General features: G+C 53.3%; 15 protein-coding genes. 9 read left to right on the top strand and 6 right to left on the bottom strand.

Features of this window, described 5'->3' with window-relative positions:
• Positions 1-19 precede the first annotated feature (19 nt).
• From cyoE to QWY82_RS04350, 6 genes are all read left to right on the top strand, one after another.
• Complete coding sequence (gene cyoE / locus QWY82_RS04325; protein ID WP_290260231.1) at positions 20-934, top strand: heme o synthase; 915 nt, start codon at positions 20-22, stop codon at positions 932-934.
• Entirely contained in the window at positions 931-1596 is a 666-nt protein-coding gene (locus QWY82_RS04330) for an SCO family protein (protein ID WP_290260232.1), read from the top strand. Before cyoE ends, QWY82_RS04330 begins: the two co-directional genes overlap by 4 nt.
• A 107-nt stretch (positions 1597-1703) precedes the next feature.
• Positions 1704-3140: a YcjX family protein gene (locus QWY82_RS04335; protein WP_290260233.1), complete on the top strand. Its 1437-nt coding sequence runs from the start codon at positions 1704-1706 to the stop codon at positions 3138-3140.
• Positions 3137-4144 carry a YcjF family protein gene (locus tag QWY82_RS04340; RefSeq protein ID WP_290260234.1) on the top strand — a complete coding sequence of 336 codons (1008 nt, stop codon included), beginning with the start codon at positions 3137-3139 and terminating at the stop codon, positions 4142-4144. Before QWY82_RS04335 ends, QWY82_RS04340 begins: the two co-directional genes overlap by 4 nt.
• A gap of 164 nt (positions 4145-4308) precedes the next feature.
• Positions 4309-6063 carry an aromatic amino acid hydroxylase gene (locus QWY82_RS04345; protein ID WP_290260235.1) on the top strand — a complete coding sequence of 585 codons (1755 nt, stop codon included), beginning with the start codon at positions 4309-4311 and terminating at the stop codon, positions 6061-6063.
• A 13-nt stretch (positions 6064-6076) separates the two neighbouring features.
• On the top strand, positions 6077-6946 hold the full coding sequence (locus QWY82_RS04350) for a transporter substrate-binding domain-containing protein (protein ID WP_290260236.1): 870 nt from the start codon (positions 6077-6079) through the stop codon (positions 6944-6946).
• A 93-nt stretch (positions 6947-7039) separates the two neighbouring features.
• On the opposite strand, the gene QWY82_RS04355 is transcribed toward QWY82_RS04350, so the two are convergent.
• The 6 genes from QWY82_RS04355 to QWY82_RS04380 all read right to left on the bottom strand — a co-directional run bounded on the left by QWY82_RS04355 (position 7040) and on the right by QWY82_RS04380 (position 13264).
• The gene (locus QWY82_RS04355) at positions 7040-8197 is read right to left on the bottom strand and encodes a DUF3570 domain-containing protein (protein WP_290260237.1); all 1158 of its coding nucleotides are present in this window, start codon (positions 8195-8197) and stop codon (positions 7040-7042) included.
• A 145-nt stretch (positions 8198-8342) separates the two neighbouring features.
• A complete protein-coding gene (locus QWY82_RS04360; RefSeq protein ID WP_290260238.1) occupies positions 8343-8561 on the bottom strand; it encodes a DUF4266 domain-containing protein in 219 nt (72 codons plus the stop codon).
• The gene (locus QWY82_RS04365; RefSeq protein WP_290260239.1) at positions 8558-9043 is read right to left on the bottom strand and encodes a TlpA family protein disulfide reductase; all 486 of its coding nucleotides are present in this window, start codon (positions 9041-9043) and stop codon (positions 8558-8560) included. The genes QWY82_RS04360 and QWY82_RS04365 overlap by 4 nt, the downstream gene beginning before the upstream one ends.
• A gap of 48 nt (positions 9044-9091) precedes the next feature.
• Positions 9092-9751 (bottom strand): outer membrane beta-barrel domain-containing protein, encoded by a 660-nt coding sequence (locus QWY82_RS04370; protein WP_290260240.1) that lies wholly within the window; start codon positions 9749-9751, stop codon positions 9092-9094.
• Positions 9721-10515, bottom strand: a complete 795-nt coding sequence (locus QWY82_RS04375; RefSeq protein WP_290260241.1) for an SH3 domain-containing protein — start codon at positions 10513-10515, stop codon at positions 9721-9723. Before QWY82_RS04375 ends, QWY82_RS04370 begins: the two co-directional genes overlap by 31 nt.
• A 67-nt stretch (positions 10516-10582) precedes the next feature.
• The gene (locus tag QWY82_RS04380; protein WP_290260242.1) at positions 10583-13264 is read right to left on the bottom strand and encodes an HzsA-related protein; all 2682 of its coding nucleotides are present in this window, start codon (positions 13262-13264) and stop codon (positions 10583-10585) included.
• 386 nt (positions 13265-13650) lie between these two features.
• Between QWY82_RS04380 and QWY82_RS04385 the strand changes: the two genes are divergently transcribed.
• The 3 genes from QWY82_RS04385 to QWY82_RS04395 are packed head-to-tail and all read left to right on the top strand — an operon-like array spanning position 13651 to position 19037.
• A complete protein-coding gene (locus QWY82_RS04385; RefSeq protein WP_290260243.1) occupies positions 13651-14871 on the top strand; it encodes a hypothetical protein in 1221 nt (406 codons plus the stop codon).
• A gap of 14 nt (positions 14872-14885) precedes the next feature.
• Entirely contained in the window at positions 14886-17420 is a 2535-nt protein-coding gene (locus QWY82_RS04390) for a LamG domain-containing protein (protein ID WP_353958676.1), read from the top strand.
• A gap of 18 nt (positions 17421-17438) precedes the next feature.
• Positions 17439-19037 carry a general secretion pathway protein GspF gene (locus QWY82_RS04395; RefSeq protein ID WP_290260244.1) on the top strand — a complete coding sequence of 533 codons (1599 nt, stop codon included), beginning with the start codon at positions 17439-17441 and terminating at the stop codon, positions 19035-19037.
• The last annotated feature ends 224 nt before the right edge of the window (positions 19038-19261 follow it).

Here is a 19261-nt window from a genome sequence, read left to right on the forward strand (position 1 = left end):
CCAATATAGAGGTATCGAGATGCAAGCCACAGAGCCAATGGCGCAATCATTAAGCTGGCGCGACTATTACGAGCTGTGTAAACCGCGCGTGGTTATGTTGATGATCCTTACTTCTGTTATCGGTATGTTGTTAGCCGTGCCGGGTATGGTGCCGCTCGACGTATTGATTCTCGGCAATCTTGGAATTGCGCTTTGCGCCGGCTCCGCGGCCACGGTCAATCACTTGGTCGATCGACATATCGACCAAAAAATGGCGCGCACCTTTAACCGGCCGGTTGCCGGTGGTCGCATTGACCCTATGCGGGCGCTGATATTTGCCTCGGCGACGGGTTTGGCCGGTATGGCTATCCTACTGGTGTTTATCAATGCCTTAACCGCTTGGTTAACTTTGGCATCGCTGCTCGGTTACGCCGTCGTCTACACGCTGTTTTTAAAGCGCGCGACGCCGCAAAATATCGTCATTGGTGGTTTGGCCGGTGCGGCACCGCCACTGCTGGGCTGGACTGCGGTGACCGGTAGCATCGATCCCGGTGGCTTGTTGTTGGTATTGATTATCTTCGCCTGGACACCGCCACATTTTTGGGCGCTGGCGGTGCATCGCAAAGATGAATACGCCAATGCCGAAATACCCATGCTGCCGGTTACTCACGGCGAGCACTACACCAAAATTCATATTCTGCTTTACACCATCATTCTCTGTTTGGTGACCGCACTGCCTTACCTCACCGGCATGATGGGTTGGCTCTACCTGTTAGGCGCAGTAACCTTGGGTGCTGGGTTCATCTATTGGGCTTTGGTCATGCTGCTCACAGATAGGGAATCTGCCGGCATGGATACCTTTCGCTATTCCATTATCTATTTAATGGCGCTATTTGTGATTATGTTGCTGGATCACTACTTAATCAGCCCTAGCTTGTGGGTGCCGGCGCTATGACAGAGGCAATGAAAACCGAACAACAAAAGCGCGGTATTGCCCTCACCCTGGGCGTGATCGCGACATTTATTGTTATCGTTATGCTGCTATTCATCAACAAAATTACCACGCCCAGAGTGTTGAGCAATCTGGAGCTGCAAGTACACGGCACCATTGTTTTTGAGCCGCCGAGAATCTTTAAAGATTTTGTTTTACTGGATCACAAAGGCGAAGAATTTACCAAAGCGCGTTTTCAAGGTAAGTGGAGTTTCGTTTTTTTTGGCTTTACCCACTGCCCAGACATTTGCCCTACCACCATGGCAGCGCTGTCTAGCTGGTACAAAACCTTGAGCCCCGAGGTGCAAAAGCAAACCCAAATTATCATGGTGTCGGTCGATCCGGCGCGCGATAGCGTTGAAACACTGGCGCAGTATGTGCCCTATTTTAACGAGGACTTTATCGGCCTCACTGGCGAGTTTTTACCGATTAAACGCTTCGCCAATCAACTCAATGTCGCCTTTACCAAAGTTGTACAGGGCGATGACTACACGGTCGACCACAGCGGCATTATTGCCATGATTAACCCGCGCGGGGACTATCACGCTTTTATTAAGCCGCCACTGAATCCCGATAATGCCAGCTTAACCTACAGTTCGATCCGCAATAGCTTTCCAAGCGACTAGCTTTTACGTCGATGGCTGAACTTAGAAACTTGTTCGCTTGATAAAAGGTATTACGGCACAATCTCTTTTGAACTCGCGTTAATATTTTACTGAGCGCCGTTTAACCTATGAGCAGTACCATCAACCGGTTTCGCCAACAGCTTAACACCGGTGCTAAGCGCACCAAGGACAGTGCTCGCCGCTTTAAGGAGAAGGCTGGGCGCGGCATTAAGCGCGCCATCGGGCAGCGAAGCTGTATTGCGATCACCGGCTTTAGCGGCGCCGGCAAATCCACCTTATTGGCATCACTGGTCAATCAGCTGGTCAACATGGATGTGCAGCAAGCTCAACACTTGTGGCCAGACTTGCAAAATCGCTGGTTATCGGCGGCCCTAATCAGCGCCGATCAGGCCATTGCCGAGTACCCTTATGGGGCGCATCTGGCAAAATTACGAGCCGGCGAATGGCCCGCCTCGACCCAAGATTTAAGCCGCTGCCTAATTGAAATTCGGTTGAAGCCACGCTCGCGCCTAGAAGACATCTCGGGTAAAGGCTATGTTAGCCACCAAGTGGAAATTTGGGATTATCCCGGCGAGTGGTTAATGGATTTACCCCTGGCCAGTATGGGTTACGAGCAATGGGTCAGCGATTGTTTCGTGCACTTCAATAACGAACCGCGCAACACCCTAGCGCCCGAACTTTACCAAGCGCTCTTAGATATTGACCCTGTGTCTGTGTTTGAGCCCGAGCGCTTCGACGCCCTGTTCGAACGCTATCGCGCCTTTTTGATGCAGTGTAAAGCCGAAGGCTTGCACATTATTAACCCGGGCCGCTTCGCCTTGGCCTCGGCGGATAAACACCAGTTGCCGGCGTTTATTCCCCTGCTCGCCAGCCATCAACATAAATTTGAGGTCATTAGCCCGAACAGCTGGGCCGCAGAAATGCAGCGTCGCTATAAGCACTATGTCGCCGGTTATGTGAAGCCATTCTTAACCCAGGTGTTTGCGCAAGTAGACCATCAATTAGTGCTGGTGGATTTACTTGGTTCTCTCGAGCAGGGCAAATATAGTTTAGAGGAATTGCGCCGCAGCCTAACCCGCGTGTTGCAGCTGTTTAGCTATGGCAAAAATCGCTGGCTGGATAAATTGGTGGCGCCGAAGGTGGAGCAGCTGACCTTTGTCGCCAGTAAATTGGATTGCGTGCTGCCCAACCAGCGCAGTCATCTGGCGGAGTTGATGCGTGCGGTAGTGGCCGAATCTATCCAGTCGGCACGCTTTGAATCCACCGAAGTGGATCACCTCGAGCTCGCGGCTATCGCCTGTACTCAGGTGGGTAGTCGGCTGGATAGGCCAGCGTTGTTCGTGCAGCAGGGCGAGAGTGCGGCTTGGCTTAGCCACCCAAATTTACCGCGCGGTTGGCCTAACGATACCGATTGGGCGAAATTAGCCGGTTGGCGCTTACCCTTACTCCTGCCGCCGTCGCTGCCAGACCCACGGCTAAAACCCTGGCCCAATGTCAATATGGCGCAGCTGTGCGAGCATCTGCTGGGAGATTTGTACGCGTGAAGAAGACCGAAACCACAAGTGCACCGCTACCTAGCCCTTGGCTTGAGCCAATGAGTGCGGCGGAACAGCAGCAGTTGCAGGTGTTGGCCGCGCAACCCAAACAGGAACAAGAGCCAGAGGGCGACCAAGTCTGGGCGGCGCAAAGCGCGGCCACCGGCTGGCTAGAATACGCCGGCATAGCCAAGGCCGCGGCCTGGTTTGTGGGCGGCTTTGTTAGCTTACAGGCCGCCCTGATGATTGCCGGCGCTTGGTCCTATCATTGGAGTTTAGGTATTGGCGCCCTGACACTGGTTGGCATTCCCAGTTTTTGGCTACTGTCCAAACTCTGGCGGGCAAGGCGCAATGGCAAGCGGGTGGCCGCTTTGGAGCGGGTGCGGTTGTTGGCAAATCAGCTAATGGCAAGCCAGGCCGAAGAGCATTTCAGCGAATACCGAGCCGCCGCAGAGTCCGTATTACCCTCAACACACGTGTTGTTTTCTGGCCAGCCGGCGCGTTTAGGTGACTATGCCAACATCCAAGAAAAATTAGACGATCTCGATCGTCAGTTGGCCCAACGCTGCGATAAAACCGCACTTGCAGAGGTGGTTCGCGCTACCCGCCGCACCGCGCTAGGCGTAGCGGCTAGCCCGTTTCTAGCGCTGGATTTAGTGCTCACGCTGGCCGGTAATATGTCGTTGATTGGCCGCATCGCCAAGTCCTACGGCTTGGCCCCTAGCCCATTTCTGGAAGCGCAATTGCTGGTGCACGTGTACCGTCAAATTGCCGCCATGGGCGCTATCGAACTCGGCAGCGAAGTGGCGGGGCAGACACTCTCCCACGAAGTGATTAGCAAGCTTTCGGGGCGGGTTGCGCAGGGCTTTTCTGCCGGCATCTACACCTACCGCATTGGCGTAACGGCCATGGCGCTGTGCCGGCCACTGGCGTTTTCGGCGCAAACCAAACCCAAGCCCGGCACGGTATTTAAAGATTTGTTCCGCCGTCTGGAAGCCGATGAGATAGGTTAATCGAGCCCGTTAAAGAGGAATGAAACAACCGGTTTTTTCGTGTAAACCGAATAAAGCTTGCGAATTTAGTCGCCGATTGAATGGCTAAAGGCACAAGTTTCTGGTCTAGAGATTCTATACTGACGTCTTTGCGACATTGGTATCGGTCATTAGGTGGAGTTTTTATGTCTCAGCAGGAGATCATCGCTAGCCTGCCGGCGCACTTGCGTCAGTTCGTCAAAGTTCAAGACTACAACCAATACACGCCGCGCGATCACGCGGCTTGGCGCTTCCTGCTCTTGTCATTGATCGATCACATGGCCACCCATGCCCATCCGGTCTACTTGGAGGGCTTGCGTAAAACCGGCATTAGCGCCGATCACATCCCCTCCATTGACGAAATGAACCAGTGCCTTGGCAAGATTGGCTGGCAGGCCGTGGTGGTGGATGGCTTTATTCCGCCGGCGATTTTTATGGAATTCCAGGCGCGCAAGATTTTGGTTATCGCATTGGATATGCGCACTATCGATCACATGCTGTACACCCCAGCGCCGGATATCGTGCACGAATCCGCGGGTCACGCGCCTTTTATTGTCGATGTCGATTACGCCGAGTTTCTCCAGCGCTTTGGTGAAATTGGTATGAAGGCACTCTCAACCGCCAGCGACTATGCGGTTTATGAGGCTATTCGCCATTTATCGATTGTCAAAGAGGCGGTGCGCTCCAAGGCCGAAGACATAGATGCAGCAGAGGCAGCCTTAGCCGAGGCTTTGAGAATTAACGCCGCTGAAAGTCCGTCTGAGGCGAGCTTATTGTCGCGTCTGCATTGGTGGACAGTGGAATACGGTTTAGTGGGTGAGCTAGACGATTACAAAATCTATGGCGCCGGTTTGTTGTCGTCCTTAGGCGAAGGCGTGAACTGCCTAGACGATAATAAAGTGCGCAAATTGCCATTAACCGTAGATGCCATTAATACGCCCTACGATATTACCCGCGAGCAACCGCAATTGTTTGTGACCAAGAGCTGTAAACACCTGACTCAAGTGCTCGAAACCTTTGCCCATGGCATGGCGTTTAGAAAGGGTGGCGCCGAATCGGTGCGTAAAGCCATTGTCTGCAAAACCGTGTGTACCACGGTTTATAGCAGTGGCCTGCAGGTGAGCGGGAAGCTAGTGAAGGCGAAAACGGACGCCATGGACAACCTAATTTATATCGGCACCGAGGGCCCGACCCAACTGGCCTGGGCGGGGCGCGAGCTACACGGACACGGGGTCGACTACCATGCGCAAGGTTTTGGTTCGCCGGTGGGAAAAATAAAAGATATGCCGCGCTGCCTGTCGGAATACACCATGGATGAACTCAAGAGTGCCGGCATTGTCGTGGGCCAGCGCACGGTATTGGATTTTGTGTCCGGTGTGCATGTGGAGGGGTTGCTAGACCACGTGGAGCGGCGCGAGCACAAAAATATTCTATTTTCCTTCAGTGACTGCCGCGTGGTCGCACCCATGAACGCCAAAGGCGAGGCCGGCGAGACCCTCTTTGAACCAAGTTGGGGTCAGTATGACATGGCGGTGGGCGATCGCATCATCAGTGTTTTCGGCGGTACGGCGGATAAAGACCGCTATCGCTTATACGATCAAGAAGATGCAGAGCCCACGGCGAGAGTTCACTACAGCACCGATGAGGCATCGTTATTCAGCTTGTATCAAGAGTTGCGCGATGCGCGAACCAAAAACACGATCAGCGAAGCATTTTTGCTGCAGCTACATGCGCAGTTAGACGACTACCCGCACGAGTGGCTATTGCGTTTTGAGTGCTTAGAATTAACCAAGGACACGGCCTTTTCGGCTAAGCTGCATAAAGAGCTGGAGGCTCTTGCGGCCTTATCGGCCGAGCATAAAAAACTTATCGCCACAGGGTGCGCGCGTTTACCCTGTTAACCTACAGGTTGCTATGCGCATTATTGCCACCGTTGCTGCTGCTTTAATCGGGCTTGCGCTTATTGCCAGTACTCAGGCAAGCGACGCTGGGCGCCTGTTGCTTTACCCAAAGTCAAACGACGATTGGCGCGCGGCTTACCCAGTACAAATGTTAACCCGCGCCTTGACCCTAAGCGGTGGAAATTATCAGCTTCAGCCGGGTGTTGAGGATGTGCCCAAAGCGCGCAATTTCCTAAACCTTTCCACCAAGCACGGCGTCGACGTGGTTTGGAGTATGACCAGTATCGAGCGCGAGACTGAGCACCTTGCCATTAAAATTCCACTTAATCGCGGTTTAATGGGCTACCGAGTCGCGCTGGTGCGCAGCGCTGAGCCGGATATGCTGGCGAGTGTCGCAAGTCTCGAACAACTCAAGCAATTCACTGCGGGGCAAATGTATGTGTGGTCCGACACCAAAATTTTAACCTCTCAAGGTATGGTGGTGCCGGGCAGTAACTACAACACCTTATTTCGCATGCTGGTGGCGGGTCGCTTTGATTTTTTCCCGCGCTCGGTCACCGAAGTCTCGCAAGAATTAGCGCGCAATGCTGCCATGGGCATAAGCTTGGATAAGCATTTGCTGATTCGCTATCCCGCAGCCATGTACTTTTTTGTCAATAAACAAGATGCCAAACTCGCGGCGGATATTGAGCGAGGTTTAGAAATGATGTTGGCCAGTGGCGAATTTGTGCAGCGGTTTGAGCACTACTACGGCGATGTGATCCGCGAGCTGCAACTCGACGCTAGAGTAGCTATCGACTTACACAACCCTTATCTGCCGGCAGATACGCCCTTGTGTCGACGCGAGCTTTGGTGGGCCGATCTATGCCCAATTAAACAATAAGTCCGAGCATCAGATAAAAAGCAAAAAGCCCGAATTAGCTCGCGCTTTTTGCTTTAATCTTTGTAGGGGTTGCCCCGCGCTTTGTCGCTGCATCTAATACCAAAAAGAAACGAAAAAGCGCACCACACTTGCATCCAAAGAATAGGCATCCTCTTGCCCGGGTGCCACCGGGCTATCGGTAAAGCGAGCGTCAGACATACGCGCATCTTTAAAGGTGTCGTAGTCGAGCATCATATAGTCCCAGTAGAAGTTTGCTGTGGTGCGATCAAACCAGGATAGCCAACCCGCTTTCACTTCGTAGGTAACACCTAGGCCGATGTTGCTATTGGTGTATTCGCTTAATTCTTTATCCCTGGCCCGGAAGTTTGTGGCCTCTTGGAAGTCGAACAAATCCGAGTAAAAGCTTGCGCCTTTAGTTTGGTTGTATTGCCGATACTTGGCTTCGACCAACCATTGATCGCCAATGGGGTGCACGTACTTCAACTCCCAGTTGTTGGCCTCAATACCCCAACTGTCTTGGTAGACACGGGCTTCAACTTTTACCGCCGCGCGATAAGGTAAAAAATACTTAGCGCGAATGGCAAAGGCATCGCTATTGCGCGTGCGCGGGTAGAGCTCGCTTTCATTGCCGGCGGTTTCGCAGGCTTCTGCGGTGCCGGTGATGCAATAGCGCACGCTGCGGTAGGGGTTATTTAAAAAGCCTTCGTCGATAACCGTTTCGATCATGGCGCTGGCGATCATGTCCTTGGTGATAACTTGCGACAGGCTGACGTTGTAACGGGTGCGCTTGGCTTCGTCTTCGAATTCTTCGTCGCCATTGCGACGCACAATGTCGTCACCGAAGGAGACGCCTAAACTGATGGTGCTCAGGTCGCCAAAAAAATCCTGACTGATGCCGAAGCCATAAGTCTTTGCATCGTAATCGTTTTCCTTTGACGTCGTGACCCCCAAACTCATGGTGGTTTTGCCGTTCAGGTAGTCGATGCCAACCGAAGACTGGGTGCGTTCTTCCGTGTAGGCGCTGGCGGTTGTCTCTACGTCGATAGAGGCGCTGGACACCATATCCACGTAGTAATTTGCCGAGATAGAAACCGTATCGGCGAATTGTTTACGCACCAGTACCGAAGGCCCGGTAATTTCTGCACCGCCACCGTCGTAACCGTGATAGAGCACATCAATTCTATCTTCGGGCAGCACCGCCGCCAGTGCCTGACTGCTGAACAGTAACACCGCAAGCAAGCGTATTAACAACTTTGGGAACCTCTGAAAAACGTAACGAGCAAAGGTAGGTTGGTCGCCGCCGGAGCGCAGGAAGCGCAGTGTATGTTGAATAAATGAACATTCCGAGCAACGCCGGCGGGTAAGATGCCGAGCGCAGTCGTTTTTCATCGGTTTCTTAGTTGCAACCACAACCACCTCCAGAACCGCCTTCCGCACCGCGTGCGGCCTCCCGCGCCTCGTAAACGTGGTGTAAGTATTGGGTTGCCACTGGGTCTCTATCCATCGCCATAATCGGGTCGGCCAAGTTTTGGCGCTCGTAGGGTTTAACCCAGGGCTCAATGCTTGAACAGGCGACAAAGAATGGGCTGAGTAGTAAAACCAACATCAGTTTCATTCGCGAATCAGCTCTTTAATTTGTTTTTTATAGTCGTTCTCGTAGCCCGGCTTGTAGCCGCGGTGTAGATAGCGCATGTTGCCATCGCGATCGATCATCACGGTGCTGGGCATAGCGTCGATGTTGTACAGCTTGCTCACTTCTGAGGTCGGGTCCCAAAGAATGGGGAAGTTAACCGGCGTATCTTGTAAATACTTTTCCCCGGCTGAACTGTCTTGTTCAACGTTAACACCCAGTAGGGTGAAACCCGCGCGGCCATAGCGCTTGGCCAGGTCGTCGAGGATCGGCATTTCTTGTCGGCAGGGGCCGCACCAAGAAGCCCAAAAATTTAACATGACCACCTGCCCGCGCAGGTCGGCGAGGCGAATGTTTTTGCCGTCGCGACTCTTCAAGGTAAAGTCTGGCGCCGGCCCAGAGAGTTCGCCGGCGGCGAAGCTGAGGCTGCTGAATAACAGAATAAAGGCGACACAAAGTTTTTTCATAGGTTTTCTCACTACATCAAGTGTGACGGATACACCGGGCATCAAACATTAAAAGAAAAAGTTGATGCCCATGTTGGCGGATAAATTGTTAACCCACTTTTTATTGAAGCCCAACAGTTCGCGCTCGAACACATGGTCACGAAGGTCGATATTAAAATTCAGGTAATCGGTAAAATACACTTTGTAACCCGCGCCAAAGCTATAGGTGAAATATTCCGTTTCGGCGAAGGTGGTGTTGCCGGCGCCGGCGACGATATAAAAGGTCGAGTTAAAAGCGAGGCTGTCGCTGATATACACTTCACCGGGGAATAAGTTATAACCCAAATTCAAATCATAATAGGTGTATTCCCGTTGAGCATCGGTTAATGCGGGTAAGCCGCCGCCGATTTCCAGCGTGCTTTCGCCCGCGGTATGCTTGCCGTAGTTACCTTCTAAGAAAAAATCTTCGGTGATGTGGTAGGCGGCGCGTGCGCCCCAGCCCCAGCTGCTGCCGAAGTCTTCGATGCTCATAAAGCCGTAGTAGGCGCCTAGCTCGAAATCTTCGGTGTCGAGTTGATCCTCTTCGATATGGCGTCTTTCCATATCTGGCGTGACAATTTTATCGAGCACGGATTGTGTCTCGTCTTGTGCATCTGTCTGTGCCAGTGCGGCTGAGCAGGCTGTAATCAGCAGGCCACTCAGAAGAAGACGTTGAAACCTAGTTTCCATTCGTGGACTTCCTCATTTTCATCTCGGCTGGTGAGAATTTTGTGATTGTTGTATTCGAGTCGGGCGCTAAAGCGACGGCTTAAATAAACGTTTAGCCCGGCGGCAATTAACAGGCTGGCGTCGGTGTCGTCTAGTGGTTGATCGAGCGCCGAGCGCTTTTTCGATTGAATCATGCCAGCGCCCAGCTCAAAGAAAGGCGAAAAGCGCAAGTGTGGCCAAGGTTGATGCTGCAGGCGCAAGTAGCCGAGTTTGGTATCGGCGATACGGCTGGTGGCCTGGGACAAACTAAAGCCGGCCATCAAGTTAGGTGCGAAGCGATAGCCGGAGTAAAAGGTTAGCGAATCGATGCCGCCGAAATCGCCCAGCATCACGGCCAGCTCAAATTCTCGGTCAATATATTGCTGCTCGCCAGTGGCCATAAGGGTTACCGGCTGCTGGTCTGGACCGAGGGTTAGCGCAAGTTGTTCGCGCTTCACCCAGCCAACTTGACCGCGCTTGGCTTCAAATTTGATCCAATCAGTGCGCTTTTTTAACAGGGTGACCACTTCGCCCTTTTCCACCACGTGGAAAATAGGGAAGCCGCGGCCGGGGCCGGTGCGCATTTCAAGGTAGGCATCATTGACGGTGACTACCAAGGGGGCATCATCGTCGAGAAATGAAAACCAGCCGCTATCGGACTCTTCGGCTTGGGCCGGGCAGAGGCCAAGGGAAAGCGAAGCCAACAACAGGCCGGAAAGGATGTTTCGGGTCAGGCTATGCCACATTAACTCAAGCACCAGCTAATTATTTTTTTACACCGGGCTCAGAGCCCGGCACGCGTGAAAGTGTCGGTTAGTTTACAGGCACAGCAAAGGGATTGTTATAGTACTGAGCACCTAGATCAATCCATTCTGCAATTAGCTTCAATTCGGCATCGGTTAAAAAGCCCCGATGATCGACGGTGGCGCCGGCATTGGTAAAGACGTTAAAGAAGCGATTGCTGTTACCTGCACCGTTGGTGCTCATAGAGGCTTGCACGGGCACAGTCACTGGCGGCACGGGAATGGGGTCGCCATTGCCGTCGAGTATCAGGTTGCCATCGGCATCGCGCTGGTACACCGGGTCGCCGTTAGCATCGACTACTTCCACGAGCCGATCCACCAAAGCACCATTAACAATTTCCTGTTCCACATCGTTGAATAGCAATTCGCGATAGCCGACGAAATGGGCTTGTTGATCCGGTGATGGCTCAGCCCGTAGATCGAGTTGCGCGGCTGGCACCATCGCGGCTGCCATTGCATCCACATTGGTGTGGCAGCTGGTGCATTGGTTGTCCACGGTTGGCGCTACTGGGTCATCTGGGCGGCTCAAGTCCCACAATGGTTGAATGTGATCCACATAGTGGATGGTCACACGGCACTGAGCGCTCCAAGGCGAAGCACCGGTGCCACAGCCAGGGCTTGTTGGCGAGCCCGTTAATAGGTCGGCGTAGCTGTAAGCAAAGCTAGGCTGTTTGGCTTGTACCGCTGGGTCGGTCCAGTCGTCGTCATAGACGAGATCAACCGATGGTGTTCTAACACCGACAATTCTGGCGTAGGCCTGGGCCATAGTTTCGCCCATTTGCACCAGCGACAGCGTATTGGGGTCGGTATTGGGGAAGGGTGCATCGGAGGTAGGCGCACCAGGGTTAGCGGATGGCGCCTCCGCGGCTATGCGGCCATGGGGCATTTCGCTGGCGCGGGTGTGGCAGCCGTTGCAGTCGCGCTGCTCGCCGGGGCGCAGCTGCAGCCAGTTGTTGTGGCGCGGAAAGATGCGTTTACCTTGGGCGCTCACAATATCGAAGGTGAAGGCCACATCGGCCGGCACTTTCGCCATTACCGAGCCATCTGGCTCAATGGGCACATAACCAAGAATTTCGCGCATGCCGTTTGCCGCCGAGCGACCAAAGGCCGTATTCGGGAAGTCTAAAACCTCATCGCTGGGGATGGAGACGGCTTTAACTAGGCGCAAAAACCTTGCCGGCGGTGGCGTAGTCGCCCAGTTGGCGGGGTCTCTGATACCTTCAATGCCAATACTGTCGGTGCCGTCGAAGTCGTACACAGATTTAATGTGCAGCGAGCCCAAGCCCTCGTCGGCCAGGGTGGCGTCGTAATCCACATTTGCCACGGGTGGCGGAATCAGGTTGTCGGCCGTGCGCGGGATAAGCAACAAAGGCTCTACCAACATGCGGCCTTCAATAGGCAATAGCACGGGTTGTTGCGTGCGCTCTGCACTGTTGTAGATATAGATGCCATAAAGCGGATCAGCCGGCACGATGGTGGGGTCGGCTAAAAACTCTTCGGTACAGGAGGCCGGTAAATTGTTGGTGGGGTTAATCACCCGGCACCGGCTCCAGCTCACGATCATGCGCCCAGTGCCGTCGAATAAAGGGCTGGAAGAGTGAAAGATACCGTTGGCAGACAGGCTGTCGTCGGTATTAATGGGCAACACAGAAACACTTTCTTGGCCGCTAGTGCCGGCTACGTTGTACACCGGGGTGCTGGCCGAAATGTAATTTTCGTAATCAATGGCCACCATATCGCCGCCGTATTCGGTACTGACGCGATTTCTCAAGATACCGAAAATGCGCCCATCGGGTAGCTGTTGCGGTCTTACAAAGAAGGCTTCGCTGTCATCAGTGCCCGTGTCCTGACTGTGGTAGCCGTATTCCAAGGTTTGGTGCATGCCGTAGGGGTCAACGGCATAAAAACTGAGTTGATTATTGCCGGTCATGCGATCCCAGCGGCTGTAAAAAATGCGCCCATCGGGCAGAAGTGTCGGCTGGAAATCGTGCGATTGGTTGTAGGTGAGCTGCTCGATATTAGTGCCGTCGTTGTCCATGGCGTGGAGCACAAAAGACTCTTCGTTGCGGCTGTCATCCAGAGCAGAAAACTGGGGTTTATTGTCATCGAGTAACACCGCTCGCGAGCGGGTTTGGCGGGTTGAGGCAAAGACGATGCGGCGCTCAACCCCAGGCAAATAACGCGGCGACACATCGTGGCCCACCTCGGCCTGAATGTCGTCGTTAATCACCCGGCGCAAGGTGGCCGAGGGGATGTCGTACTCCCAAATATTCCATTTGGGCTGGTCTTCCTCGTCTGCATCCTCTATCTCTGGCGCGCGCATGGCGAAGACTAAGCGCTCACCATCATAGGAGGCAGACACATCCTTAACGTCGTAAAGTGCGCCCTCGGGCCAAGCTTGGGACGTAATATCAATCTCTGCTGCGGTACTGGCTGCGCGATCTTTTAGATAGAGCACAGCGCCGGGCATAAAGGTTTGCGGCATCAACACATCATCGGTTATGCGCACGCCATCTTCATCCACGGGAATGGGCCGGTTGATATAGGCCATGGGAATGTCGAGCACTACCGGATCTGGTTCTAGGTCGTCGACCACGCCAGTTTCGACGCTACTCTCGCAACCCCATAGCAGTGCCAAGGTCGATGCGACAAGAATGAGCGGAAAAGGTGCTTTATTGGTACTTGTGTGCATAGTAGGGCTGTGGCTCGCTGTGTTATTGGCCTAACTCAAAGGGCATTCATTTGCCATTGCAGGCGTGCTGCAGTGTGCGTTGTTACCGAAAACTGTCAATTATTTTGTGAATTGTGGCGGAAAAACTAAAATCTTCGGGTGTGATCTTGTGCACAAAACACACAATTTCTTGAAAACAGCTAAAAAATTGTTGGTCTGATATTGATACAGTGTTCCAGTTGTCATTAATTAAGAAAGCTTTGTGCATCAATTATTAGAACCCCGTCACAACTTGGAAGTGACTACTGACCAGCGGTAGTTACCGACCCACCAACCGCGACCCGCTGTTCAGAATTCAGGCATAGAATAGAGTCTAGCCAGCACTTAGAGCCAGCAAAGAGAATTTCATGAGAAGCTTAAATTCATTTACCCGTGTACTTGGTTGTGCCCTGTCCACTGCTTTGATGGTGTCGGTGGCTCACGCCGGCCCTCGGGAAGAGGCGAAACGCATTCACGATCGCATCGCCGGTGTCCCGCCGACGGAAGCCGTGTTGCTGGATATGGCAGCTCAGATTGAGAACGATGATCCAGCCGCGGCTGCCTACACCGCGATGGAAAACGAAGCTTTCTATAGCGTAACCTTGAAAAACCTCTACATGCCGGCGACTAATCGCGACGGCGATGTGTTTAGAGATTTCAACGATTATGTTGCCACTATCATCGGCATAGTGCGCGACGGCAGTGACTTCCGCTCGATTCTTTACGATAACGTCATCTACGTTGGCGCTTCGAATGGCTTGCCGGCCTATTCCAACAGCAATAACGATCACTATGTTTCGCTCTACGCTAGCGGTGCAGACCTAAGTGACGACACGGTTTTGGTGCGCAGAACCCAAACCGAAGTGACTGGCTTAGAAGCTGACGCCACGGCCGGCTTGATGACCACGCGCGCGGCGGCTAAATCTTTCTTCATCGCCGGTACCAACCGGGCGATGTTTCGCTTCACCCTGTTAAATCATCTCTGCATGGACCTAGAACAGGTACACGACATTACCCTTGCGCCCGATCGGATTCGCCAAGACGTGAGCCGAAGCCCTGGTGGTGACAGCCGCGTGTTTAATAACAACTGTATTGGTTGTCACACCGGCATGGACCCCATGGCGCAGGCGTTTGCTTACTACAATTTTGAATACGATGCTGAAAATGACCTGACCGGTGAAAACGGCCGCCTCGTATTTAATAGCGAGGGCATGACCGATCCCGAGACCGGCACCCGCGTTCAAGAGAAATATCACATCAATAGCACCACCTTTCCGTACGGCTTTGTTACCCCTGACGACAAGTGGGACAACTACTGGCGCACCGGTCAGAACAAGGTGCTAGGTTGGGATGAAAACCTAAGCGGCGGCGGCAATGGCGCTAAAACCATGGGTATGGAACTGTCCCATTCCGACGCCTTTGCCCAGTGTCAGGTCAAAAAAGTGTTCCGCACCGTTTGTTTACGAGAGCCAGGTGATGCTGCAGACCGGACCGCAATTAGCGACATGGTTGATAGCTTCAAAAACAATACTTACCAGCTTAAGCAAGTCTTTGCTGAATCTGCAGCTTACTGTTTAGTCACACCATAAGGGGCGCTAAGACTATGTTAACGATGACCAATATTGGCCGCGCCCTTTTGCCCCTCGGCCTCGCTGTGTTAACAGCGTGTGGCGGTGGTTCGGGTGCTGAAACTGTTACCAACAATAACCCTAACGCCGGCGGTGGTAACACCGGCTTTGTGTATACCGGCCCAGCACCATCTACCGATGACGTGCAAAGCTTTAAGATTAATGTTTGGGATAAATTGGTTGCTGAAGATCGCTGTGGCTCATGCCATGTTGACGGTGGCCAAAGCCCTCAGTTTGTACGTCGGGATGACGTTAACTTAGCCTACAACGTGGTGTTGGATGAAAGTTTGGTGGACATCGCCAACCCAGCTGCGTCGCGCCTAGTCACCAAAGTTGGTGGTGGTCACAACTGTTGGGATAACCAGCCCGCTAGCGTCTGTGGCGACGAGCTTACGCTTATGATTAGACTCTGGGCTCAAGCTAGCGGCAGTGTCGCTAACACGGTTATTTTAACCGCGCCGGAGCCGCTTAAAGATGTGGGTGCGAGCAAGAGCTTCCCGGCCACTCCAGACGGTTTTGAGCCAGTGCATGATCTGCTGGAACAATATTGCAGCAACTGTCATGCGAGTGAATCTGCCAACAAACAGCAGCCCTTTATTGGCGAGTCGGAAATACAGGTTTCCTACGATGCCGCGCGCTCGCGTATCAACTTAGATACGCCAGAAAATTCGCGCTTAGTGGTGCGGTTGCGCAGCGAGTTCCATAACTGTTGGGACAACAACTGTGCGGCGGCCTCAAATGAAATGGAGGCGGCTATTCGCGCCTTCGCCGACAGTATTGACCCCATTGAAGTCGACCCAGCCTTGGTGGTTTCGAAGGCGATGAATCTGGCTGAGGACGGTATTGTTGCCTCTTCGGGCGGCCGAGTTGAGAACAATGTAATCGCGCTCTACCAGTTTAAAACCGGTAGCGGCACTGTGGCTTACGATACCTCGGGTATGCAGCCGGCGATGCCTTTAACGCTATCGAATAACACCTCTTGGTTGGGTGCTTGGGGCGTGAAATTCAACGGCGGCAATGCCCGCGCGTCAACGGCCAATAGCCGCAAGCTCTATGATTTACTTACCGCCACAGGCGAGTACTCCATCGAGGCTTGGGTTATTCCGGATAACGTGACCCAAGATGGCCCAGCGCGCATCATTACCTACTCGGGTGGTGTCGATAGTCGCAACTTCATGCTTGGGCAAACTCTGTATAACTACGACTTTGCCAACCGCAACAGCATTGGTAACGACGCCAACGGCATGCCGCTGGTGTCTACCCCCAATGCCGATGAAGTGTTGCAAGCCACCCTACAACACGTGGTGTTAACTTACAGCCCGGTAACCGGTCGCGCCATTTATGTGAACGGCGAGTTGGTTAGCGGCGCCGATCCCATTGCCGGCGGCACCTTAGCCAATTGGGATAGCAGCTTTGCCTTCGCGTTAGGTTCCGAGGTTGGCAGTTCTAACCCATGGCTGGGTTCTATCCGCCTGCTCGCGGTACACAATCGTGCCTTGGCCATAGAAGATATTCAAACCAACTACGATGCCGGTGTGGGCGAGAAGTTCTTCCTGTTGTTTAGCGTGTCGCACCTGATCGACATGCCCGAAGCCTATGTGGTGTTTGAAGTGCAGCAGTTTGACGACTTCGGCTACCTGTTTAACTCGCCTTTCTTCATCAGCTTGGATGGCACCGCCACGCCAGCGTCGGATATCGTGCTCAAGGGTATGCGCATCGGTGTGAATGGCCAGGAAGCCACTGTTGGTCAGGCTTATGGCAAGTTGGACATGGTGATTAGCGCCGCTAATTATCTGCCGGAAGGCTTACCGCTGTCGCCGCTCGGCACCGTGATTCCGTTGGATAAGGGCCCCACCTCCGATGTGTTCTTCCTGACCTTCGATCAACTTGGCAGCAACCAATTTACCCGCGTCGAGGCTGATCCACAGCCAGCAGGTACGCCCGTAGATCTGCCGCTGCAATCGAAGATTGCCCTGCGCCACTACGAAGAAATCAATCGCTCCTTGAGCGAGTTAACCACTGTGCCGCAAACCAATGGCAATGTGGTGACCACCTTTAATGCCGTGCGCCAGCAGATGCCAACCGCTGAAAATGTCGAAGGCTTTTTAGCTGCCCACCAAATGGGTATTACCCAGTTGGCGGTGAAGTACTGTAGCGAATTGGTGGACGATACCGCTAAGCGCGCGACTTACTTCCCTGGCTTTGATTTCACTCAGAATGTCAGCAGCTTGAGCGGTAATACGGCGGAGCAAAACAAGATCATTAATCCACTCGTGGCCCGCCTGTTGGCGCATAATTTCACCAATGTTCCCTCCGGTACTAGCGTGATGTTGGATCAGCCCAACGCCGGTGAAATTGAGGCCGAGCTGCACAGCTTGATTGATAAGATGTCAGCTACCTGCGTGAGCACGGATGATAATCCTTGTAAAACACAGCAAGCGCGCACACTGAACACTGTTAAAGCCGCCTGTGCTGCCGCCACTGGCAGTGCATTGATGCTTCTGCAATAAGGGGGCTAGGAAAATATTATGAGCAAGAAATTTAAAGGTTTTCAGCCGGACGAAGCGCTCCGTCACCCAGACATGCATAAGCCTGTGTCCCGTCGAGACATGCTGGCGCAGGGTTTTCGCGCCGGCATTGGCACGGTAGTTGGCGGCAGCTTACTCGCCCTAGCGGGGAATAAATCATATGCGGATCTTTCAGCAGACATTGCTGCATTGCGTACGGGCTATTGTGATATTCCTGATGCTGGTGGCGGCAAGATCCCGTTTATTTGTTTCGATCTCGCCGGTGGCGCCAACTTTGCCGGCTCCAACGTGTTAGTCGGCGGCCGCGGCGGCCAGTTGGATTTCTTATCCACGGCCGGTTATAGCAAGCAGGGTTTGCCCGGCGATATGGTGCCTTCGATCACCAATCCTGACACCAACACCAATGATTTTGTCGATACTCGCTTGGGGTTGGCCTTCCACTCTGATAGCGCCTTGCTGCGTGGTATTACCGAGCGCGCGGTGACGGCCATGGCCACCACTAACGGCGCCGTGATTGCCGCTCGCTCGGAAAACGATACCGGCAACAACCCGCACAACCCCATGTACGGCATTAACAAAGCCGGCGCTTTCGGCGATTTATTAGCCCTGGTGGGTTCGCGCAGCTCCGATTCCGGCGGTAACTCCATGGCGCCAGCGGCCATGATTGATGCCGCAGTCCGTCCCACCAAAGTTGACCGTCGCAGCGATGTGACTGGCTTGGTGGATACCGGTGACTTGGTTGGTTTGCTATCGCAACAAGAAACCGTGGGCGTAATGGAATCTATGTATCGCATTAGCGATAAGAAAATCCAAAAGCTCGATACCGGTTTGAACACGGCAGAGAGAGAGGCAGTTGAAAAAACCTTGCGCTGTAGCTATGTCAAGGCTGCACATTTAGCGAATAAATTTGGTAACCCCGCCGCTTTAGATCCTGCGGAAGATTTAGATTTGGTTGGGCCTGACGGCGTATTTACTGCATTGGAATTTGCTACTGACGGCGAGTTCCAAAAAACTGCCTCAATCGCCAAGTTGGTCATTGAGGGCTACGCCGGTGCCGGCACAGTCACCATGGGTGGTTACGACTACCACACTGGCGACCGCGCCACCGGTGAGCGCCGCGACTTGCGCGCCGGCCGCTGCATTGGTGCGGTGCTCGAGTACGCCGCCAAGAAAGGCAAGCCGGTGATGATCTATGTCTGCTCGGATGGCTCGGTATTCAGTAATGGCATGCTCGACAACTCCATGGATGGTGCCGGTAAGGGCGTCTGGACCGGTGACAACCAGCAAACTGCGTCGGCCTTCTTCTTGGTCTACAACCCAGGTTCAAGACCGCAGTTGCGCACCAACCCAGATGGCAGCAATAACCAGCAAATTGGTTACATGCGCGCCAGTGGCGATGTGGAAACCGCGTCCAGCCCTTGCGCCAACAACGTTAACCTTCTGGTTGAGACTGTGGTTCTAAACTACATGGCTCTACACGGTCAGGAAGGTGACTTTGCCACGGCTAATTACTTCCCGAGCCAAGGCTTGGGCAATGCATCGGCGCGAGACTTGCTAACCAGTTTTGAGCCCATCGTATCGGGCACCATCCCTAACTAGCGCTTGATTAGCCGATATAAAAAAGGAGCCCACTAGGGCTCTTTTTTTCTGCGCGAAACGTCAATGACATATAGATCGCGTAATGTCCCCCCGCAAATTGCCTCAATGCCTGCAAAGCTGCAACATTCTGTACAATTGACTGTCAAACCAACGTAAAACTCCTGCTATGATGGCCCACTGCCTTGAATGCACCCCAATAAACACAAAGAAACATCGAGGATAGA

Source organism: Simiduia curdlanivorans, from assembly GCF_030409605.1.
In the GTDB taxonomy this organism is placed as follows: Bacteria; Pseudomonadota; Gammaproteobacteria; order Pseudomonadales; family Cellvibrionaceae; genus Simiduia; species Simiduia curdlanivorans.

Coding starts and splice junctions, on each gene's coding strand:
- QWY82_RS04375 (WP_290260241.1), bottom strand. CDS start 10,515: ATGTGGCATAGCCTGACCCGAAACATCCTTTCCGGCCTGTTGTTGGCT.
- cyoE (WP_290260231.1), top strand. CDS start 20: ATGCAAGCCACAGAGCCAATGGCGCAATCATTAAGCTGGCGCGACTAT.
- QWY82_RS04330 (WP_290260232.1), top strand. CDS start 931: ATGACAGAGGCAATGAAAACCGAACAACAAAAGCGCGGTATTGCCCTC.
- QWY82_RS04335 (WP_290260233.1), top strand. CDS start 1,704: ATGAGCAGTACCATCAACCGGTTTCGCCAACAGCTTAACACCGGTGCT.
- QWY82_RS04360 (WP_290260238.1), bottom strand. CDS start 8,561: ATGAAACTGATGTTGGTTTTACTACTCAGCCCATTCTTTGTCGCCTGT.
- QWY82_RS04395 (WP_290260244.1), top strand. CDS start 17,439: ATGAGCAAGAAATTTAAAGGTTTTCAGCCGGACGAAGCGCTCCGTCAC.
- QWY82_RS04345 (WP_290260235.1), top strand. CDS start 4,309: ATGTCTCAGCAGGAGATCATCGCTAGCCTGCCGGCGCACTTGCGTCAG.
- QWY82_RS04385 (WP_290260243.1), top strand. CDS start 13,651: ATGAGAAGCTTAAATTCATTTACCCGTGTACTTGGTTGTGCCCTGTCC.
- QWY82_RS04370 (WP_290260240.1), bottom strand. CDS start 9,751: ATGGAAACTAGGTTTCAACGTCTTCTTCTGAGTGGCCTGCTGATTACA.
- QWY82_RS04365 (WP_290260239.1), bottom strand. CDS start 9,043: ATGAAAAAACTTTGTGTCGCCTTTATTCTGTTATTCAGCAGCCTCAGC.
- QWY82_RS04380 (WP_290260242.1), bottom strand. CDS start 13,264: ATGCACACAAGTACCAATAAAGCACCTTTTCCGCTCATTCTTGTCGCA.
- QWY82_RS04350 (WP_290260236.1), top strand. CDS start 6,077: ATGCGCATTATTGCCACCGTTGCTGCTGCTTTAATCGGGCTTGCGCTT.
- QWY82_RS04390 (WP_353958676.1), top strand. CDS start 14,886: ATGTTAACGATGACCAATATTGGCCGCGCCCTTTTGCCCCTCGGCCTC.